We start from the raw sequence: 19,137 nt of genomic DNA, 5'->3' as shown, positions 1-19,137 counted from the left end.
CCGCAGGCGGCGCGGTTCAGCGCGCCGCCTTGCCGCCCGCCCGTGTCGCCAGCAGCACCCCGCCGATGGCGATGACCATGGCCACCCAGGCCAGGGGTGGCAGCGTTTCACCCAACAGCAGCCAGGCGCTCAGGGCGGCGCCCGGTGGGACGCAGAAGAACAGCGCACTGACCCGGGCCGCCTCGCCGGCGCGGATCATCCACACCAGCAGGCTGATGGCCAGGAGCGAGTTGGCCAGCACCAGATAGGCCAGAGCGCCGATGAAAGCCGGCGCCCAGTGCACCGGGCTGTGCTCGAACAGCAGCGCCAGGGGCGCACAACACGCCAGGCCGACGCTGTACTGCACCAGGTTGTTGGTGACCGGGTGCTGGGCCACGCCCAGGCGCTTTTCGTAGAGCACCGCGCTGGTCATGCCCAGCAAGGCGCCCACCGCCAGGCAGATGCCGAAGAGGGACTCCACGGCGACGCTGGCGCGCGCCAGGATCACCCCGATGGCGCCGAGCAGTCCCAGCGCCAGCCCCAGCCACTGCAGCGGCGCCACCCGCTCGCCCACCAGCAGGGGGGCGCCCAGGGCCACCAGGATCGGCTGCAGCGAGGCGACCATGGCCACCACGTTGGCCGAGGCACCCATCACCAGGGCGCCATAGCTCATGCCGAAATAGACGCCCTGGATCAGAAACCCCACCACCGCCAGATTCGCCCATTCCCGTCGGCTGCGCGGCAGGGGCGGGCGCAGGACCAGGAAGGCGATCAGCAGCACGCTGAAGGCCAGCGCATAGCGCATCGCCAGCAGGGTGAAGGGGGGCGCATAGGCCAGGCCCACCTTGGACACGGCGAAACCGGCGGACCACAGGGCCAGGAACACCAGGGGGATGAGGCGCAGCAACCAGGGATTTAGCGAAGTGGACGACATCGGACGCTCAGGGCCAGGCGAGTCAGCGGGACGCGGCTCGCGAGCGGGAAGGATAGCTGACGACCAGCAGACCGCTGAGCACCAGGGCCGCACCGGCGAGAAATCCCGGACCCGGGGTTTCACCCAGTAGCCAGATCCCCATCAGCACCCCGAACAGCGGCGTCAGCAGGGTCAGCACGCCCAGGGGGGCGGCGCGATAGCGACTGAGCAGCACGAACCAGCCCAGCAGGCTGATGCCGGCGACGATGAACACCTGGAAGGCCAGACTCGACCAGGCCAGGGAATCCAGCGCGGCCAGGTCCAGCCGCTTGCCGAGCGGCAGGGCCAGCGCCAGCAGCACCACTCCGGTCACCCCGAGTTGATAGAACAGCGTGCGCAGCGGCGGCGCCTCGGCTAGGGCGCTGCGGCGGATCAGCACCGTGGTGGCGCCCCAGGCGGCGCCGCCGGCCAGGCCGATCAGATCGCCCTGCCAGCTGGTGCCGCCGCTCGGCTTGCCGACCAGGAAGGCGCAGACCACGCCACTGGCCGCCAGCACCATGCCCAGCCACTGGCGCCCCGACAGCCGCTCGCCCGGCACCAGCCAGTGCAGGCCGCAGGCGGCGAACAGCGGCGCCGTGTAGATGAATACCACCATGTGCGCGGCGCTGGTGTATTTCAGGCCCACCGCCATGCAGAGGAACTCCAGGGCGAACAGCGACCCGGCGAGCAGGCCGGGAATCAGCGTCTGGTCGCGGCCCAGGCAGCGGATGCCGCGCCAGCGCGCCAGGCCATAGAGCAGCCCGGCCGCCAGCAGCGAACGCCAGCCGATCTGCAGCAAGGGGTCCACCTGCTCGGCGATGGCCTTGATCGCCGTCTGCTGCAGGCCCCAGACCAGGCAGAGCACCAGCATGACCAGCACGGCGGGGAGATCGAGCTCCTTGCGCATGGGCATCGTTCCAGGAAAAAAGTGAGCCTGCAGGATGACGGTGGCTGAACAGGTCGGACAAACGATGTTTAATGGGCGTCAGGCTCAGGAAAACTAAGGCTGCCATGACCATCGCCCTCCCCCTCAATGCCCTGCGTGCCTTCGCGGCGGCTGCCCGGCATCAGCATTTCGCCAGGGCGGCGGCCGAGCTGCACGTCACCGCCGGGGCCATCAGTCGGCAGATCCGCCTTCTAGAGGAGGAACTGGGGCAGACCCTGTTCGAGCGCCTGCCCCAGGGCGTGCGGCTCACCGCCCAGGGGCGCGCCCTGGCCGCTGAGATCGCGCCGCACCTGGATGGCCTGACCCGCGCCGTCGCCCGGGCACGGATCAAGAGCAGCGTCCTGACCGTCAGCGCACCGCCCACCTTCGGCCAGGAATGGCTGTTGCCGCGGCTGGAAGACTTCCAGCGCCAGCATCCGGATATCGAGGTCTTTCTCGACGCCTCGTCCGCCATCGTGCCACTGGGCACCGAGGGCGGCGCCCAGGCGGCGATCCGCTATGGCCGGGGCGACTGGCAGGACGGCGAGACCCGCCTGCTGCTGCGCGAATGGATCTTTCCGGTGTGCAGCCCGGCGCTGATCCCGGCGCCGCTGGCTGAGCCCGCCGCCTTACTGGACTATCCGCTGCTGCATGCCGAATGGCCTGGCGGCTGGCGTTCGGGACGCCCCAGCAGCCGGTCCAACGCTTGGCAGGACTGGTTCGCCAGCCAGCAGGTGCCCCTGGGCGACAGTCTGCGCGGTCCGCGCTATTCACTGAGCGGCATGGCCCTGCAACAGGCGGCGGCCGGCAAGGGCGTGGCGCTCGGCGGCTGCGTGCTGGCCCAGCGCCTGCTGGCCAGCGGCGCGCTGGTCCGCCCGCTGCCGGATCGGTTCAACCAGCTGTCGGCCCAGGCCTACTTCCTGGTGTTGCCCAAGGGCCCGGTGGAAGCGCCGGTACAGCGCTGGATCGACTGGCTGCTGGTGCAGATCCGCCAATTCCGCGAGACCCAGGGCGAGCTGCAGGAGACCGGCGGCGCCTGGTGAGGACTGTCCTTTTACGGCAGTCTAGGCGGCCTGCCCCTGCAACAGTCAGCCTGCATGATCACCTGTCGCCTGTTCGCCCTGCTCGCCCTACTGCTCTCGACCACCGCCCTGGCCGCCGAACAGGTCCCGGCCGCCTGCGATCGCCAGGGCAGCGAGGCGCAGCTGGCGGTCTGCGCCGCCGAGGATCTGGCCGCGGCGGAAGCCCGGCTGGCCGACGTCTACGGTCGCCGGCTGGCGGGTCTCTCCGCTGCGCAACGACCCGCCTTCGAACGTCTGCAACAACTCTGGCAGGACGACCGCGCACCCCGCTGCGCCACCGCGACGCGTGGTTTCCAGGGCGCCATGCAGCAGCTGCAGTATCTGAGTTGTCTGAAGTCGGTGACCCTGCTGCGGCTGGACGATCTGCAACGGCAGCTACCGCAGCGCGACTGACGCTTCGTCGCCACCGCTGCTGTCCGGCGCCGGAAGTCACTATCATGGCGCCCCGCTGTTGGAGTTCGAGATGTACGAGCGTTACCTGCCCCTGCTGGTCCCGGCCGGACTGCTGCTTCTGGGGGCGTTGTGGTGGTGGCAGCGCCGGCGCCAGGCCGCCTTTCCCTACCGCCAGGTCGAAGCCCTCTTCACCCCCGCCGAACAGGCCTTTCTCGCGGTACTCGACGAAGCCGTGGGCGACGACTACCGGGTGTTCGGCAAGGTGCGCATCGCCGATGTGGTCCAGACCCTGCCGCTGCGCGACCGCCGCCGCTATCTGATCGCGCAGAACCGCATCAACTGCAAGCACTTCGACTTCGCCATCTGCCGGCGTGACGACCTCGCCGTGCATGCCGTGGTCGAACTCAACGACAGGTCGCACCTGCAGCGCCATCGCCAGCAGCGTGATCGCTTCGTCCGCGCGGTGTGCGAGGCCGCCCAGTTGCGGCTGGTGGAGATTCCGGCGGCGGCGCGCTATTCCGCCACTGCCGTGCGTGACGCCGTGTTCGGCGGGCGCCGTCCGCGCACTCGGGTAGCGGCCCCTAGCCAGGCGCTGACGCCGGAATGCCCGGAGTGCCAGGCGCCCATGGTCCGCCGTCGCGCACGCAGCGGTCGCCACCAGGGGCGGGAATTCTGGGCCTGCTCGAACTACCCGGATTGCCGCGCCCTGCTCGACATCGACGACTGACCAAGGGGCCCCTGCGATGCGCTATCCCACTACTCCGGACGGACGCTACTTCGTAGTCAGGGGCCGGCTCTGGCGGTGCACCGATCCCAGCCTGCCCGCCGACCGCCGCGACATGCTGACCCATGAGCTCATGGATGCGCGCCGCCAGGTGGGCGTAACCAAGCGTCAGGGTGACGAGGCCGCCCTGCGCAGGGCACGCGCCGCGGTGGACGCCGCCAAGCACGCCCTGGGGGAGCGCGGACCAGTATGGTGGACCGACGGCGCGCCCGACTACAACCGGCGGATGGCCAGGAACACCCCCTATGCCGACTGGTACCGGCAGCTGGACGCAGAGGCTTCCTGACCCGATCCGCGCGGCGTAAGGTGAACGGCTGAATTCTCTTGCGAGCACCGCTCTTGCGTATCCGTCCCGCCTTCGTCACCGATCTTGCCGCCATCTGCCGGCTGGCCGAACAGCTCGCCGAGCAGCATCACCGGCAGGCCCCGGCGACCTTCGCCAAGCCTTCCGGCGGCTGGCGCGACCAGGACTACTGGGCTGCCCAGCTGGAGCCGGAAGACGGGATGCTGTTTGTCGCTGACGCCAGCGACGAACTGGTCGGCTTCGTCACCGCTCGACTGTCCGATACCCGCTCGATTTCCTTTCTGCAGCCGCTGATCCTCTGCCGGATCGGCACCCTGGTGGTGTCTGCCAGCCACAGACGGCTGGGCTTGGGTGCGCGGCTGCTGGACGCCGTGGAAGCCTGGGCCCGGGACAACGATGTCGACGAATTGCGCCTGGAGGTGATGGAGTTCAACGAGGACGCCCAGGCCTTCTATGCCCGCCAGGATTTCCAGGGGCAATCGCGGATTCTGGCCAAGGCGTTGCGTTAGGGTTGGCTGCTGCGCGATCGCGGCCATGAGTGCGATGGACCAGCACCCTCACCCCAGCCCTCTCCCAGGGGGAGAGGGGGTTAGCGGAGCGGTCGGCGGCCACCGCGCAGGACCCTGTAGGTTGGGCTGAGCGCAGCGAAGCCCAACACCGCCGGATCGAAGCCCCGCCATGAGCCTTCGACGGGGACCCTACACACTCTCCCGACTAACCAACTCGAATCCCAGATCCACGCAGCGCCGTAGCGTGGAAAACGGCGTAGCCTTTTCCACGGGGAGCCCGCCACAAGGACTTGCCTCGCACCCGCCCTTCCCAGGAGGGGGAGCGGGCGCTTGGAGCGGATGCTCGTTTTCGATGGCTCAGGCGATAAGAAAGCTGCTCCCAATGGAGACATCGACACCTAATGCGAGTAACTGTCCTATCGCGGCCATGGGCCGCTCCTACAGGAGAGATCGGTACCTGTAGGAGCGGCCCATGGCCGCGATGATCCGACGCGAGCGACTAGCCCTACACACTCTCCCGACTCACCAACTCGAATCCGAGGTCCACGCAGGTCGGTTGGCTGCGGCCGTCGAGCAGTCCCAGCAACAGGGTTGCGGCCTGGCGCCCTACCGCGGCGCGGGGGGTCTGGATGGAGGTCAGCCGGGGCACGGTATGCGCCGAGCCGGGCAGGTCGTTAAAGCCCAGCACCGAGATCCGTTCGGGGATGGCGATGCCCAGCCGCTGCGCTTCGAACAGCGCGCCCTGGGCCAGGTCGTCGTTGCAGAAGAACAGGCCGTCGACATCCGGCCGGCGGGCCAGCAGCTCGCGGAACTGCCGGGCGCCCAGCCCCACGGACGACGGCTGCGGATCCAGCACATCCAGACTCGGGTCATAGCAGCCCGCCGCGCGCAGCACCTCGCGAAAGCCCTCGCCCCGGGCCAGCGCACGCGGGTCGAGCTGGGCAGCGACATAACCCAGGCACTTGCGCCCGGCCGCCAGCAGATGCCGCGCCGCGGCGGCGCCGGCGGCGTGCTGGGAAAAGCCGACGCTGGGCACCGCCCCCGCCGGATCCAGCTCCATCATGTGCACCCGCGGCACCCCGCTGGCAGCCAGCAGCTGGCGTGCGGCGTCGGTACGGTCGAAGCCGGTCAGCAGCAGTCCCCGGGGCTGATAGGCCAGGTAGTTGCGGATCAGCTTCTCCTCTTCCACGGGGTCGTAGTGGTAGTTGCCGATCAGCACTTCCAGGCCACGAGGGCGCAGGACCTCGTGAATGGCTTCCAGCGGCTCGATGAACAGATGGTTGGACAGCGAGGGGACCAGCACCACCACCGAATGCCCCTGGGCCGAGGCCAGGGCACGGGCGGCCGGATTGGTGACATAGCCAAGACGCGCGGCAGCTTCCTGCACGCGGGTGACCAGCTCGGGCGCCACGCTGGCGACACCGCGCAGGGCACGCGAGGCCGTGATGGGGGAAACACCGGCTTCCAGCGCCACCTCGGTAAGGGTGGGCCGACCGGAACTACGAGAACCCGTTCGATTCATTGTTATGGTTTCAGGCTTGTCAGAGACGGAGAACGCGCCTAAGGTAGCGCTGTCTCAGCAGACACTACAAGCCTGGCGTGGCCTTCTGGACCGCGTCGGCATTCGGCCCAACAAGATCGACAAGAACTGGAAGCCGCTGCCTTTTCGCTTTTCGGGGTAGCGCTGTCTCCAGACCGGAGGTGACGATGAACACTCCCATACCCGCGCTGGTGGTCATGGGCGTCTCAGGCTGCGGCAAGAGCAGCGTCGGCGCGGCCATTGCCGAGCAGGACGGTGGCCGCCTGATCGAAGGCGACGCCTTCCACCCCGCCGCCAACATCGCCAAGATGAGCGCCGGCATCCCCCTCGATGATGGGGATCGCGCCGGCTGGCTGACCCGCCTCGGTGAAGAACTGGCCGCTGCAGTGGCCGCGGGCGAACGCCCGGTGCTCACCTGTTCCGCGCTCAAGCGCCGCTATCGCGACCAGCTGCGCCAGGCCGTGCCCGGTCTCGGCTTCGTCTTTCTCGAACTGACCCGCGAGGCCGCCGCCCAGCGCGTCGCCAATCGTCCGGGCCACTTCATGCCCGCGAGTCTGATCGACAGCCAGTTCGCCGCCCTCGAAGCACCCTACGGTGAACCGGCTACGCTGGTAGTGGACGCAGGCGACACCCTGCCCGCCATCGGCACCCAGGTGTCGGCCTGGTGGAACACCGCGGCGCGCCTGGCCCAGCCGGCCTGACGAGACAGCGCTACCCATTCCAACCCTTGGAGTCTGTTCAAAGTCTCGCGAGCTAGAGCCAAACAAGGCGAAAATGCCTGAGGAAGCGGAGTTTACGAGTGGTAAATGAGCATTCCGAAGGCCTTTTCAACGCAGTTTGGCCGACGCGCAGCAGACTTTGAATAGGCTCTTACAACGCCCACAACAACAATAGGAGAGGCGCCATGTTCGGCATGGACCACAACAGTTTCCTTCTGCTCGACGCCCTGGTCACCATCATCGGCCTGGTGCTGCTGATCACCAAGTTCAAGGTCCATCCCTTCATCGCCCTGACCATCGCCTCGGGCTTTCTCGGCCTGACCTCCGGCATGCCGGTGGAAAAGGTCATGAAGTCCTTCCAGGATGGTTTCGGCGGCGTGCTCGGCTTCGTCGGCATCCTGCTCGGCCTGGGCACCATGCTCGGCAAGCTGATGGCCGATTCCGGCGGCGCCGACCAGATCGCCCAGACGCTGATCCGCGCCTTCGGCATCAAGCGCGTGCACTGGGCGATGATGTTCGCCGCCTTCCTGGTGGGTATCCCGCTGTTCTTCGAGATCGGCTTCGTGCTGCTGGCACCCCTGGTGTTCATCGTCGCCCGCCGCACCGGGCTGTCGCTGGTCAAGCTGGGCATCCCGCTGCTGGCCGGCCTGTCCGCCGTGCATGGCCTGGTGCCGCCGCACCCGGGTCCGCTGCTGGCGGTCGGGGTGTTCGGTGCCGACATCGGCAAGACCATCTTCTATGGCCTGCTGGTCGGCCTGCCCACCGCCATGATCGCCGGTCCCATCTTCGGTGCCTGGATCTCCAAGCGCATCCCCGGTTCGGCCAACCCCGAACTGGTCGCCCAGATCGCCCAAGAGACCGACAACCGCAACCTGCCGGGCTTCGGCATCACCGTCTTCACCGTGCTGCTGCCGGTGATCCTGATGCTGCTCAAGGCCTTTGCCGACATCTTCTTCGCCGCCGACAACCACTTCCGCATCTGGATGGACTTCATCGGCCACCCCATCACCGCCCTGCTCGCCGCCCTGCTGCTGAGCTTCTACAGCTTCGGCACCGCCTGCGGCTTCTCTCGCGAGAAGATCGTCAAGCTGCTCGACCAGAGCCTGGCGCCAGTGGCGGCCATCGTCCTGATCGTCGGCGCCGGCGGTGGCTTCAAGCAGATGCTGGTGGCCAGCGGCGTGGGTGAGGTGATCGGCAACCTAGCGGTGCAGACGCAGATCTCGCCGATCCTGCTGACCTGGCTGGTGGCGGCGGTGATCCGCGTGGCGACCGGTTCCGCCACCGTGGCGACCATCACCGGCGCCGGTATCGTCGCCCCCGTGGTGGCGCTGATCCCCGGGGTGAACAAGGAATTGCTGGTACTGGCCGCCGGTGCCGGTTCGGTGATCCTCTCCCACGTCAACGACGCCGGCTTCTGGCTGGTGAAGCAGTACTTCAACATGACCGTGGCCGAGACCTTCAAGACCTGGTCGATGATGGAAACCATCCTCTCGGTGGTGGCCCTGGCCTTCATCATGCTGCTGTCGCTGTTCGTCTAACCTCCGCTACACCGGGACGGCCCCGGGCCGTCCCGCCTCCACCACGAAGCTCGCCCGGGTACCGCGCCTGGCATCCGGGCGAGTTCGATCACTGATGGTGCGCAGATCCACCTGCAACCGCTCCCGCGTCAACTCCAGGGCCAGATAGCCGCGCTCCCGGCTGTCGAAGAAGCGCACCTGGGGATTCTCCGGCAACAGCGCCTGGAAACGGCGGTAGTCCGGTCCGTCCGAGGTGATGGAGGTGCCGACGAATTCGCTCGCCACCACCGGGCTCCGCTCGTCCTCCGGCTCGCGGTGCAGGTCCGTCACCCAGAAGGAATGAATGTCCCCGCCCAGGGTCACCGGATTGGCCAGGCGGCTGTCGGCCATTGCCACGAGCAGGCGCTCGCGCGTGGCCGGATAGCCGTCCCAGCCATCGGTCCAGCGCGCCGGATCGCCCTCCGGCAGGCGTTGCCGCAGCGGTGCCAGCAGGAGATCCTGGGCGATCAGATTCCAGCGGGTGGCATTGTGGCGAAAGCCATCCAGCAGCCAGCGCTCCTGCGCCTGTCCGAGCATGCTGCGCGCCGCGTCGCGCAGGCCCGGGCAATCCGGTGCGACCAGCTGGCCACCGCGGGTCCTGGCCGTCACGCAGGCCGGTTCGCTGCGGTATTGCCGACCGTCGAGCAGATGGATCTCCGCCAGGTCACCGAAGCGCCAACGGTCATAGAGGCGCAGCGCCGTGCCCTGGGTCCTCCACCCGCGCAGCGGCGCATGTTCGCGAAAGGCCTGGTAGGCGGCCTGCCGCCGCGCGGCGAAGGCGGCCAGATTGACCCTGGGGTCCGCCGCCCAGGGACCGGAATAGTCGTTCTGCACCTCATGGTCGTCCCAGGTCATGAGACTGGTGACATTGGCGTGCAGGTACTGCAGATCGGGATCGGTGCGGTACAGCGCATGGCGCCGGCGGTAACTGGCCAGGTCCCGGGCTTCCGGCAGGCCATGCCGACGCACCGTCGGCAGCAGCAGGGGCACGTTGGCCTCGTAGATATAGTCGCCGAGGAACAGCGCCAGATCCGCCTGTTCGTCGGCCATGTGCCGATAGGCACTGAAGAAGCCCTTCTCGTAATGGGAGCAGGAAGCGGCCACCAGCTTCAGGCGCTGCGGAGCGCTGGCTGACGGCGGTAGCGTGGTGGCGCGCCCGATACGACTCTGATGGCCCAGCGCGGTGAAACGGTACCAGTAGGGCCGTCCCGGCAGCAGACCGGTCAGGGTGATGGGCAGGCAGAAAGCAGACTGTGGCTGCGCCTGGATCACTCCGCGCCGCACCACGTGGCGCAGCCCTGGATCCAGGGCCACTTCCCACCGAGCCTCGACCGGACCGTGCAGACCGCCCAGGCCGTCTTCGGCCAGGGGATCCGGTGCCAGGCGGGTCCAGATGACGAAGCCGTCGGTGGCAGGCTCACCACTGGCGACGCCCAGGGTGAAGGGATCCGGCTGCGGCGTGCGAGCGCTGCAACCGGCGAACCAGGGTGCGCTCAGACCCAAACCGAGCAGGCCCAGCGCTTGCCGTCTAGAGGTACTCATCCAGGCCTCCGGGAAAAGAGGCCAGGGTGGCTCAGGCAGGTGACAACCGCATGTCGGCGGCTCAGGCCAGCGGCAATTCCTCGAGGATCATGACCTGCGGCGCGTCGACGAGCAGGCCGTCGAGATCGCTCAGCAGCCGCTTGAAGTGAGGGGTTTGCTCGTGCTCGGCCAGGGCTTCGCGGCTGGCCCAGCGCTCGACGAAGACATAGCGGCCTGCATGGCTCGGATCGCGGTGCGGGGTATAGAAGTGACAGGCGGCTTCGGCACGGGACGGCGCGACGATGGCGCGCAGGGCGTTTTCGACAGCCTCGGCCTGGCCGGGCTTGGCCTGCAGTATGGCGACGACACGGATTTCACTGGTCATGCAAAAAACTCCGGAAGGGGTGCTTCGGCCTGGCGCCTGGACACCCCGAATACTACCGGGGTCGAGAGTCGGCCCCGGTCATGGTGGATCACTGCTTGGCTTTGACGATCTTGTCGATCACCGCATTGCTGCGCTTGATCAGCACATAGTCGGAACCGATCTTGACCCACTGGCTGTCTTCGCCCGGCTGCTCCAGACCGTGCTTCTTGAAATCCTTGATCACGTACTCGTCACGGATGTACTTGCGCGGCGCCCGGCCACCCTCTTCGAGTTCAAAGGTAGGATGATCAGGGTCGTGGGTGACCGCCTCATCGCTCTGATTGGCGTCCTTCTTGTTGACCTTGTTCTGGTACTGCGAGCTGGTGGGCTCCGAAGCGGCCTTGTCGGCGGCCGGCTTGGTCGGGGTCATGGATTCGGGCGCGGCCTGGACGTGCAGGGCTCCGGTCAGGACGACGGCGCCCAGCGCCAGGGAGAGCAGCGATTGCTTGATCATGGGGGGTGTTTCTCCTCTGCGTTCGAGGTTTTGACCCCGGGGCCGCAGAAAAAGCTCCACGAATACCTACGGTCGCGCCGCTGGCCTTACAACCGTTCGTCCTGCTCGGCCTTCACCAGGGTCAGCACCCGCGGCAACTGGCGCGAGCGCTCGGTGGAAAAGGCGTCCAGCGAGCAACTCAGCCGATAGGCCTGCTGACTGAGTCGCGAGGCTTCCTGGCGCAGGGTGAGGAAGTTGAGGAAATAGCGCTGGTGCTGGCGCTTGGCCTGGCTGCCACGTTCGAGCAGGCGCCGGGCTTCCGCCATGGCCACGATGTGGCTGTCAGTCACGTCCTTCATGCAACGGCTTCCTCGTGGCGATGACAATTATCGAACCTGTTTCTTCTCGACTTTAGCAGCCCGTCCGAACAGGGTGGTGAATCCTTTGACTTTTTATCGCCAAGCCAGGGCTGGCGCGCCTTGCGGCACCTCAGGCAGAGTAGCCCACCCCCTTGCCCTGAGGTGCAGCCCCTTGGAACGCTGGAAGCTTCTCGCCGGCCTGGTGAGCTTCACCTTTTTCATGGAAAACCTGGACGCCACGGTGATCGCCACGGCGCTACCGCAGATGGCCCTGTCCTTCGGCCACGATCCGGTGGACCTCAACCTGGGCATCAGCGCCTATCTGCTGGCGATTGCCGTGGGCATCCCGGTGAGTGGCTGGATCGCCGAGCGCTTCGGTCCCCGCCCGGTCTTCACCCTGGCCATCGGCGTCTTCACCCTGGCCTCGCTGCTCTGCGGCATGGCCCTGTCCCTCGAACACTTCATCGCCGCGCGCATTCTCCAGGGGCTCGGCGGCGCCCTGATGGTGCCCGTGGGGCGTCTGGTGGTGCTGCAGGTCACCGAGAAGCACGAACTGGTGCGCGCCATCGCCCTCATCACCTGGCCGGGCCTGGTGGCCCCCGTGCTCGGCCCGCCCCTGGGAGGTCTGATCACCACCTATGCCGACTGGCGCTGGATCTTCTACCTCAACCTGCCGCTGGGCTTGATCGCCCTGCTGCTGGCCTGGCGCCTGGTGCTCGCCGACCTGCCGACCCAGCGCCATCCGCTGGACTGGCGCGGCTTCCTGTTGCTGGGCGGCGCCTGCGTGGCCTTCATGTGGGGCGTGGAGCGCCTCGGCCAGAACCATGGCAGCCTGGGCGCCAACCTGGCCTGGATGGGCATAGGGCTGATCCTCGGCACCAAGGCGGTGCGTCACATGACCCGGATCGAACGCCCGCTGATCGATTTTGGCACACTGCGCATCCCCACCTACCGCGCGGCCATCCTCGGTGGCGGCCTGTTCCGCGTCACCATCGCCACGGCGCCCTTTCTGCTGCCCCTGCTGTTCCAGCTGGCCTTTGGCCTGGACGCCTTCCAGGCCGGCCTGCTGCTCCTGGCGCTGTTCGCCGGCAACCTGGCGGCCAAGCCCTTCACCACCGCCACCATGCGCCGCTTCGGATTGCGCACCATCCTGACCGTCAATGGCCTGCTCAGCGCGTTCAGCCTGCTGGCCTGTGGCCTGCTCACCCCGGACTGGCCCCTGCCGGCGATCCTGCTCCTGCTGTTCTTCAGCGGGGTGTTCCGCTCGCTGCAGTTCACCGCCAGCAATGCCCTGGCCTTCGCCGACATCCCCAAGTCGCGGCTGAGCCATGCCTCCACCCTGTTCAGCACCAATTTCCAGCTGGCCATGGGCCTGGGCGTGGCCATCGCCGCCCTGCTGCTACGCGCCTCGATGGAGTGGCACGGCCACCTCGACCCGCAACTGGCGGACTTTCGGCTAGCCTTTTGCATAGTGGCCGTGCTCGGCATCCTGAGCACCCTGGATGCCTTCCGCCTGGCCCGCAACGCAGGCGATTCGGTCAGCGGCCATACCTCTGGAAGTTGACCAGGCGGACAGGGCTCCAGGCGATGTCGATTGGGGGTTAGGGCTTAGCGTCTTACCCGTGTTTACCGACCTGTTATGATGCGCGCCTTTTTCCGATCAGACCGGCGCGCACGAGGCATCCCATGCTGGAAAGACTCTTCCAACTCAAGGCCCACAACACCTCTGTCCGCACCGAACTGCTGGCCGGGGTCACCACCTTCCTGGCCATGGCCTACATCCTGTTCGTCAACCCGAGCATCCTCGGCGCCACCGGCATGGACAAGGGCGCGATCTTCGTCGCCACCTGCCTGGCCGCCGCCATCGGCTCGGCGCTCATGGGGCTCATTGCCAACTACCCCATCGCCCTCGCCCCGGGCATGGGCCTCAACGCCTTCTTCACCTACACCGTGGTCCTGCACCTGGGCCATACCTGGCAGGTGGCCCTGGGCGCGGTGTTCCTTTCGGCGCTGATGTTCTTCCTGCTGTCGATCTTTCGCATCCGCGAATGGATCATCAACAGCATCCCGCTCCCGCTGCGCTCGGGCATCGCCGCCGGCATCGGCCTATTCCTGGCGCTGATCGCCCTGCAGACCGCCGGCATCGTGGTGGGTAATCCGGCGACCCTGGTGGGCCTGGGCGACCTGTCCAAACCGGGTCCGCTGCTGGCCATCCTCGGCTTCTTCCTGATCGTCGTGCTCGAGGCGCGCAAGGTCACCGGCGCGGTGCTGATCGGCATCCTGGTGGTCACCGTGATCGCCATCGCCCTGGGCGTCAGCGCCTTCGGCGGCCTGGTCTCCATGCCGCCGTCGCTGGCACCGACCTTCCTGCAGCTGGACATCCGGGGGGCCCTGGACGTCGGCCTGATCAGCGTCATCTTCGCCTTCCTGTTCGTCGACCTGTTCGACAATTCCGGCACCCTGATCGGCGTGGCCAAGCGCGCCGGCCTGATGGGCAAGGACGGCCATCTGCCGAAGATGGGCCGCGCCCTGATCGCCGACAGCTCCGCCGCCATGTTCGGCTCGCTGCTGGGCACCTCCACCACCACCAGCTACATCGAATCCGCCGCGGGCGTTTCCGCGGGGGGGCGTACCGGCCTCACCGCCGTGGTGGTCGCGGTGCTGTTCCTGCTGGCGCTGTTCTTCGCCCCTCTGGCCGGTAGCGTGCCAGCCTTCGCCACCGCCCCGGCGCTGTTCTTCATCGCCGTGCTGATGACCTCGGGCCTGGCCGAGATCGAGTGGGACGACCTGACCACCGCCGCCCCGGTGCTGGTCACCGCCCTGGCCATGCCGCTGACCTATTCCATCGCCAACGGCATCGCCTTCGGCTTTATCACCTGGACGGTCATCAAGCTGCTGTCCGGCCGTACCCGCGAGCTGAATTCGGCGCTGATCGTGCTGTCGATCCTGTTCGTCATCAAGCTGGGCTGGTTCAACGCCTGACCCCTCCCCTCGGGGCTCCGGCCCCGAGGTCTCCCCCGCCTCACCCTGCTCCGGATCTACCATGTCCCAACCTTCCTTCGTTCCCGCCGACTACCAGGCTCAACTCGACGCCAAGGCCGACCGCCTGCGCCAACTGCTGGCGCCTTTCCAGGCGCCCGAGCCGGAGGTCTTCGCCTCGCCGCTGCAGCACTACCGGCTGCGCGCCGAATTCCGCTTGTGGCGGGAGAACGAGGAACGCCACTACGCCATGTTCGCCCCGGGCGACAAGCACACGCCGATCCTCATCGAAGCCTTCCCCATCGCCAGCCAGCGCATCAACGACCTGATGCCGCGCCTCAAGGCCGGCTGGCAGGCGGACGTGGCGCTGTCGTTCAAGCTGTTCCAGGTGGAATTCCTCACCACCCTGAGTGGCGACGCCCTGATCACCCTGGCCTACCACCGTCCGCTGGACGCCGCCTGGCAAGCCGCCGCCGAGCGCCTGGCCGCCGACCTGGGCGTCAGTCTGATCGGTCGCTCCCGCGGCCAGCGCCTGGTGATCGGGCGTGACCACGTGCTCGAAGAACTGGACGTGGCCGGGACGACCTACCGTTATCTGCAACCCGAGGGCGGCTTCACCCAGCCCAATGGCACCGTTAATCAGAAGATGCTGAGCTGGGCCCACAGCGCCCTGGGCGAGCGCGAAGACGATCTTCTCGAGCTCTATTGCGGCAACGGCAACTTCACCCTGCCGCTGGCCAGCCGGGTCCGTAAGGTACTGGCCACCGAGGTGAGCAAGACCTCGGTCAACGCCGCCCTGCACAATCTGGCCAGCAATGGCGTGGACAACGTCACCCTGGTGCGTCTCTCCGCCGAAGAGCTGACCCAGGCGCTCAACGAGGTCCGTCCCTTCCGCCGCCTGGCCGGCGTGGATCTCAAGAGCTACCAGTTCGGCACCGTCTTCGTCGACCCGCCGCGCGCCGGCATGGACCCCGACACCTGCGAGCTGACCCGTCGCTTCGAGCGCATCCTCTATATTTCCTGCAATCCGGAGACCCTGGCCGAGAACATCGCCCAGTTGCAGGACACCCACCGCATCTCCTGCTGCGCCCTGTTCGACCAGTTCCCCTGGACGCACCATATGGAGAGCGGAGTGTTGCTGGAGCGGCGTTGAGGCTTTTGCCGTAGGTTGGGTTGAGACGGATCCACCGTCGAAGCCCAACAGGCCCGGGCTGCGTTGGGCTTCGCCATGCTCAGCCCAACCTACAAGAGCACACCATGACGCCCCTTCTCCCTTGGGAGAGAGAGACCAAGCCGTAGGTTGGGTTGAGACAGCTCCATCGTCGAAGCCCAACAGGCCCGGGCTGCGTTGGGCTTCGCCATGCTCAGCCCAACCTACAAGAGCCCGCCATGACGCCCTCTGCGCCGGGGAGAGGGCTGGGGTGAGGGTCGCCCTACTCGTGGAAGTCCGCCACCGTCTCGCGACGGCCATAGAGGAAGGCGTCCGCCACATGGCGCAGTGGGGCCACGTCCACCTCGGAGCGGTTCTGGGCGACCAGCTCGGCGAAGCGGGCATAGAGCCCGGCGTACTCCCGGTCGGGGCCCTGGTGGCTTAGCTGGCCGTCCAGATAGAGCTCGCTGCCGCCCTTGCTCAGGGTCAGGCGACCCGCATCGGTGTCGACATGGATGTCCCAGGTCTGGGGCCCGGTCTGCAGGAAGTCGAAGTCGGCGGCGATGGGCACCCCGGCGCTGTCGACGAAGGCCAGTTGCGCGGCCACCGGGGTCTGGCAGTTGCCTGGCACCTGCAGGGTCGCCTCCTTGAGAAAGAACGGCCGTGGCAGGATGGCGGTGACGATGGACAGGGCATTGATGCCCGGATCGAAGACGCCCATGCCGCCCGGCTCCCAGATCCAGGCCTGACCCGGATGCCAGACGCGCACGTCTTCCTTCCACTCGATCCGCACCGCCTGGATACGCTTGCCTTCCAGCCATTCGCGGGCTGGCTGCACGCCCTGGGCATAGCGGGAATGCCAGGTGGCGAACAGCGAAAGACCAGCCGCCTCGGCCTGACGCGTTAGGGCTTCCACTTCACTCAGGGTCGCCCCCGGGGGTTTTTCCAGCATCACGTGCTTGCCCGCCGCCAGGGCCTCGCGGGCCTGTTCGTAACGTACCGCCGCAGGGGCGCAGAGCGACACGGCGTCGATCGCCGGGCCGTCTTCGAGCAGGGCACTCAGGCTGGGATAGTGGGCGACGCCGTCGAGCTGGGCGTTACGGCTGGCCACGGCGACCAGCTCGTATTCGGGATTGGCGGCGAGCGCCGGCAGGTGCTGGTCACGGGCGATCTTGCCCAAACCGACGATGGCTATTCTTATCATGATCGTCCTCGGTAGACGGTAGGAGTCCGCCGCCTAGGATCGGGCAATCATCACACCAAAGCAACAGCTTCGCGGTCGGTCTGCAGGCTCTCGCGCAACTCCAGCCAGCTGCGCAGATTGGCCCCCTCGCGGCCCTTGCGCCACATCAGCCAGGTGGTGGCCTGGGCGAAGCGCGCCTGGATCGGATGACGCTGCACCCGCTCGCGGCCGGGCAGGCTGTCGAGCATGGATTCCGGCATCAGCGCCACCCCGCCGGTGATTACGCAGGCCAGCATGCTGTGGTAGGACTCGATCTCCATCACCGGTCCGCTGGGCACCCCCGCTGCGGCGTACCAGGTGTCCAGGTAGCGTCTGTAGGAGCAGCCGGCACGAAAGCCGAACACCGGGCGCCCCGCCACGTCGGCCGGCGAACGCACCGGACCGAGTTCCAGCCCGGTGATCAGCACCAGCCGCTCTTCGAACCAGGGCTGGCCTTCCAGCGCCGTGTCGGGCGCCGGGCCGTCCACCAGGGCGGCGTCCAGGCGACCGGCCAGCAAGCCTTCCACCAGTTCGCCGCTGGGGCCGCTGTGCACCTGCAGATTCACCTTGGGATAGCGCTGGTGATAGCGCGCCAGCAGCCCCGGCAGGTGGATGGCCGCGGTGCTGAACATGGAACCCAGGACGAAGGTGCCGGCTGGCTCGCCGCCCTGCACCGCGCTGCGCGCCTCGTCGGCCAGGGCGAACAGGCGATGGGCGTAGTCCAGCATTCGGTGGCCGGCGGCGGTCAGGTGCAACCGCTGGCGTTCGCGCAGGAACAGCTCCACCCCCAGCTTGTCCTCCAGCTGGCGCAGGCGCGTGGAGAGATTGGACGGCACCCGATTGAGCCGCTCGGCGGCCTTCACCAGGGAACCTTCCTCGGCCACCGCCTGGAAGATGCGTAGCTCGGCGAACTCCATGGATCACCACCTTTCTGTTTAGATGAACATCTATTTCTCTATTATTCGTTTTTATTGATCAACTTCAAGGCCTAGGCTGTACTCATCCGCTCGCTACTGGAGTCCTGCGATGACCGCCACTACCCGCCTGCTGGCCTGCCTGCTGGCCCTGGCCACCGCCATGGGCATCGGCCGCTTCGCCCTTACCCCCGCCCTGCCCCATTTGATCGCCGAGGGTCAGATCGACCTCACCGGCGCCAGCCTGCTGGCCGCGGCCAACTACCTGGGCTATCTGCTCGGCGCCCTGGACGCCCTCTTCGCCCGTCGGACCCATGCGCGCCTGGTCGGGGGACTCTGGCTCTGCGCCGGCCTGACCCTGGCCTCCCTGCTGGCCGATGGCCTGGCCGCCCAGGCGCTACTGCGCTTCGGCACCGGCCTGGCCAGCGCCTGGGTACTGGTGATGGTGACCGGCCTGAGCCAGCCCCTGGCTGCCGAAGCCGGACGGCCACGGCTCGGCGCCCTGGTCTTTACCGGGCCCGGAGTAGGCATTCTCATCAGTGGTCTGATGGCTCTGGTCAGCAATCGCCTGGGTGGCGATTCCAACCAGCTATGGCTGAGCTACGGCCTGCTCGCCAGTGTCGCCACCCTGGCCCTGCTGCCCCTGCTGCCGCGGCGTGGTCCCGCCACCCCGCTGCCTGTCACCACCGCGGCGCCGGCCAAGCGCTCCCCGGCCTTCAACCGGTTGATCCTGGCCTATGGCCTGGTGGGTGTCGGCTATATCCTGCCGGCGACCTTCCTCTCGCAGATGGCCGCCAGCCGCTTCCACGGCCAGTGGCAGGCCGACCTCTTCTGGCCCGGCTATGGCCTCGCGGCAGCGCTGGGCGTGGTGCTGGTCAGCCTGAGACGCCCGGGCACTGATACCCGCCGCTGGCTGATCGCCACCCTCTGGCTGCAGGCCGCGGGTGTGCTGCTCTGCCTCCTGCCGGGCAGCCTGGCGCTGTTCCTCGGCGTGCTGCTCTGTGGCGGTCCCTTCCTCGCCTGCATGCAGCTGGTGATGCAGTACGGTCGCGAGCTGGCACCGGCCACACCGCAACGTAATGCCGGGGTGCTGACCGCCAGCTTCGCCAGCGGCCAACTCGTCGGTCCGCTGCTCGGCGCAGCCAGCAGTCATTTTGCCGGCGACCTGCAACCGGCCCTGGTGATCGCCGCGCTGGGCCTGCTGTTCGCTGGTCTGCACCTGCGCCGCGCCAAGGCCTCGCTGCAGCGCTGCGTTGCCTGAATCGTTTCCGCTGCGGCCTTTCGTCACAGAAGTAAAACTGGGTGGTTCCTTGTTTTGAAATGTTTCGCCGTTCCTGAGTACAGTGGCCGCTGCGCCTCATAGAGGAGGCGCCTCAGGCGCTCGCCACCCAC

At 67.5% G+C, this 19,137-nt stretch carries 20 protein-coding genes; 11 read left to right on the top strand and 9 right to left on the bottom strand.

The window, feature by feature from the left end; translation table 11 throughout:
• Positions 1–16: 16 nt before the first annotated feature.
• Together QE393_RS04130 and QE393_RS04125 are read right to left on the bottom strand one after the other, a co-directional pair.
• Positions 17–913 carry a DMT family transporter gene (locus QE393_RS04130; RefSeq protein ID WP_273809061.1) on the bottom strand — a complete coding sequence of 299 codons (897 nt, stop codon included), beginning with the start codon at positions 911–913 and terminating at the stop codon, positions 17–19.
• A gap of 22 nt (positions 914–935) precedes the next feature.
• Complete coding sequence (locus QE393_RS04125; RefSeq protein WP_273809060.1) at positions 936–1,838, bottom strand: DMT family transporter; 903 nt, start codon at positions 1,836–1,838, stop codon at positions 936–938.
• A 104-nt stretch (positions 1,839–1,942) separates the two neighbouring features.
• Here QE393_RS04125 and QE393_RS04120 point away from each other — a divergent pair, with 104 nt between their 5' ends.
• The 5 genes from QE393_RS04120 (at position 1,943) to QE393_RS04100 (ending at position 4,928) form a co-directional block, all read left to right on the top strand.
• Positions 1,943–2,899: a LysR substrate-binding domain-containing protein gene (locus tag QE393_RS04120; protein WP_310042242.1), complete on the top strand. Its 957-nt coding sequence runs from the start codon at positions 1,943–1,945 to the stop codon at positions 2,897–2,899.
• 54 nt (positions 2,900–2,953) lie between these two features.
• Complete coding sequence (locus QE393_RS04115; RefSeq protein WP_310042241.1) at positions 2,954–3,331, top strand: lysozyme inhibitor LprI family protein; 378 nt, start codon at positions 2,954–2,956, stop codon at positions 3,329–3,331.
• A 70-nt stretch (positions 3,332–3,401) separates the two neighbouring features.
• The gene (locus tag QE393_RS04110; RefSeq protein ID WP_273809057.1) at positions 3,402–4,058 is read left to right on the top strand and encodes a DUF2726 domain-containing protein; all 657 of its coding nucleotides are present in this window, start codon (positions 3,402–3,404) and stop codon (positions 4,056–4,058) included.
• Between the two features lie 16 nt (positions 4,059–4,074).
• The gene (locus QE393_RS04105; RefSeq protein WP_273809056.1) at positions 4,075–4,401 is read left to right on the top strand and encodes a hypothetical protein; all 327 of its coding nucleotides are present in this window, start codon (positions 4,075–4,077) and stop codon (positions 4,399–4,401) included.
• A 53-nt stretch (positions 4,402–4,454) separates the two neighbouring features.
• A complete protein-coding gene (locus QE393_RS04100; RefSeq protein ID WP_310042238.1) occupies positions 4,455–4,928 on the top strand; it encodes a GNAT family N-acetyltransferase in 474 nt (157 codons plus the stop codon).
• A 505-nt stretch (positions 4,929–5,433) separates the two neighbouring features.
• Here the strand turns inward: QE393_RS04100 and QE393_RS04095 are convergent.
• Positions 5,434–6,450 (bottom strand): LacI family DNA-binding transcriptional regulator, encoded by a 1,017-nt coding sequence (locus tag QE393_RS04095; RefSeq protein WP_273809054.1) that lies wholly within the window; start codon positions 6,448–6,450, stop codon positions 5,434–5,436.
• A gap of 185 nt (positions 6,451–6,635) precedes the next feature.
• On the opposite strand from QE393_RS04095, the gene QE393_RS04090 reads away from it, so the two are divergent.
• Positions 6,636–7,169: a gluconokinase gene (locus tag QE393_RS04090; protein WP_273809053.1), complete on the top strand. Its 534-nt coding sequence runs from the start codon at positions 6,636–6,638 to the stop codon at positions 7,167–7,169.
• A 203-nt stretch (positions 7,170–7,372) separates the two neighbouring features.
• Complete coding sequence (locus tag QE393_RS04085) at positions 7,373–8,725, top strand: GntP family permease (protein WP_273809052.1); 1,353 nt, start codon at positions 7,373–7,375, stop codon at positions 8,723–8,725.
• 6 nt (positions 8,726–8,731) lie between these two features.
• Here the strand turns inward: QE393_RS04085 and QE393_RS04080 are convergent, their stop codons facing one another.
• The 4 genes from QE393_RS04080 to QE393_RS04065 all read right to left on the bottom strand — a co-directional run bounded on the left by QE393_RS04080 (position 8,732) and on the right by QE393_RS04065 (position 11,480).
• Entirely contained in the window at positions 8,732–10,285 is a 1,554-nt protein-coding gene (locus tag QE393_RS04080) for an alkaline phosphatase D family protein (protein ID WP_310042236.1), read from the bottom strand.
• A 61-nt stretch (positions 10,286–10,346) separates the two neighbouring features.
• Positions 10,347–10,649, bottom strand: a complete 303-nt coding sequence (locus QE393_RS04075; RefSeq protein ID WP_310042235.1) for a putative quinol monooxygenase — start codon at positions 10,647–10,649, stop codon at positions 10,347–10,349.
• An 88-nt stretch (positions 10,650–10,737) separates the two neighbouring features.
• The gene (locus tag QE393_RS04070) at positions 10,738–11,142 is read right to left on the bottom strand and encodes an RcnB family protein (RefSeq protein ID WP_273809049.1); all 405 of its coding nucleotides are present in this window, start codon (positions 11,140–11,142) and stop codon (positions 10,738–10,740) included.
• 86 nt (positions 11,143–11,228) lie between these two features.
• Positions 11,229–11,480, bottom strand: a complete 252-nt coding sequence (locus tag QE393_RS04065; RefSeq protein WP_273809048.1) for a hypothetical protein — start codon at positions 11,478–11,480, stop codon at positions 11,229–11,231.
• Between the two features lie 172 nt (positions 11,481–11,652).
• Between QE393_RS04065 and QE393_RS04060 the strand changes: the two genes are divergently transcribed.
• The 3 genes from QE393_RS04060 to trmA all read left to right on the top strand — a co-directional run bounded on the left by QE393_RS04060 (position 11,653) and on the right by trmA (position 15,612).
• Positions 11,653–13,044 carry an MFS transporter gene (locus QE393_RS04060; RefSeq protein ID WP_310042232.1) on the top strand — a complete coding sequence of 464 codons (1,392 nt, stop codon included), beginning with the start codon at positions 11,653–11,655 and terminating at the stop codon, positions 13,042–13,044.
• A 122-nt stretch (positions 13,045–13,166) separates the two neighbouring features.
• Complete coding sequence (locus QE393_RS04055; RefSeq protein WP_027602630.1) at positions 13,167–14,462, top strand: NCS2 family permease; 1,296 nt, start codon at positions 13,167–13,169, stop codon at positions 14,460–14,462.
• 61 nt (positions 14,463–14,523) lie between these two features.
• Entirely contained in the window at positions 14,524–15,612 is a 1,089-nt protein-coding gene (gene trmA / locus QE393_RS04050) for a tRNA (uridine(54)-C5)-methyltransferase TrmA (protein WP_310042230.1), read from the top strand.
• A gap of 280 nt (positions 15,613–15,892) precedes the next feature.
• Here the strand turns inward: trmA and QE393_RS04045 are convergent, their stop codons facing one another.
• Together QE393_RS04045 and QE393_RS04040 are read right to left on the bottom strand one after the other, a co-directional pair.
• On the bottom strand, positions 15,893–16,813 hold the full coding sequence (locus QE393_RS04045) for a Gfo/Idh/MocA family protein (RefSeq protein ID WP_273809045.1): 921 nt from the start codon (positions 16,811–16,813) through the stop codon (positions 15,893–15,895).
• A gap of 50 nt (positions 16,814–16,863) precedes the next feature.
• A complete protein-coding gene (locus QE393_RS04040; RefSeq protein WP_273809044.1) occupies positions 16,864–17,748 on the bottom strand; it encodes a putrescine utilization regulator PtrR in 885 nt (294 codons plus the stop codon).
• 109 nt (positions 17,749–17,857) lie between these two features.
• Here QE393_RS04040 and QE393_RS04035 point away from each other — a divergent pair, with 109 nt between their 5' ends.
• Positions 17,858–19,006 (top strand): YbfB/YjiJ family MFS transporter, encoded by a 1,149-nt coding sequence (locus tag QE393_RS04035; RefSeq protein ID WP_273809043.1) that lies wholly within the window; start codon positions 17,858–17,860, stop codon positions 19,004–19,006.
• Positions 19,007–19,137 lie beyond the last annotated feature (131 nt).

This window comes from Pseudomonas sp. SORGH_AS_0211 (assembly GCF_031453455.1).
In the GTDB taxonomy this organism is placed as follows: domain Bacteria; phylum Pseudomonadota; class Gammaproteobacteria; order Pseudomonadales; family Pseudomonadaceae; genus Chryseomonas; species Chryseomonas aestiva.
The sequence above is the reverse complement of the archived record's forward strand: the minus strand, read 5'-3'. Positions and strand labels throughout refer to the sequence as shown.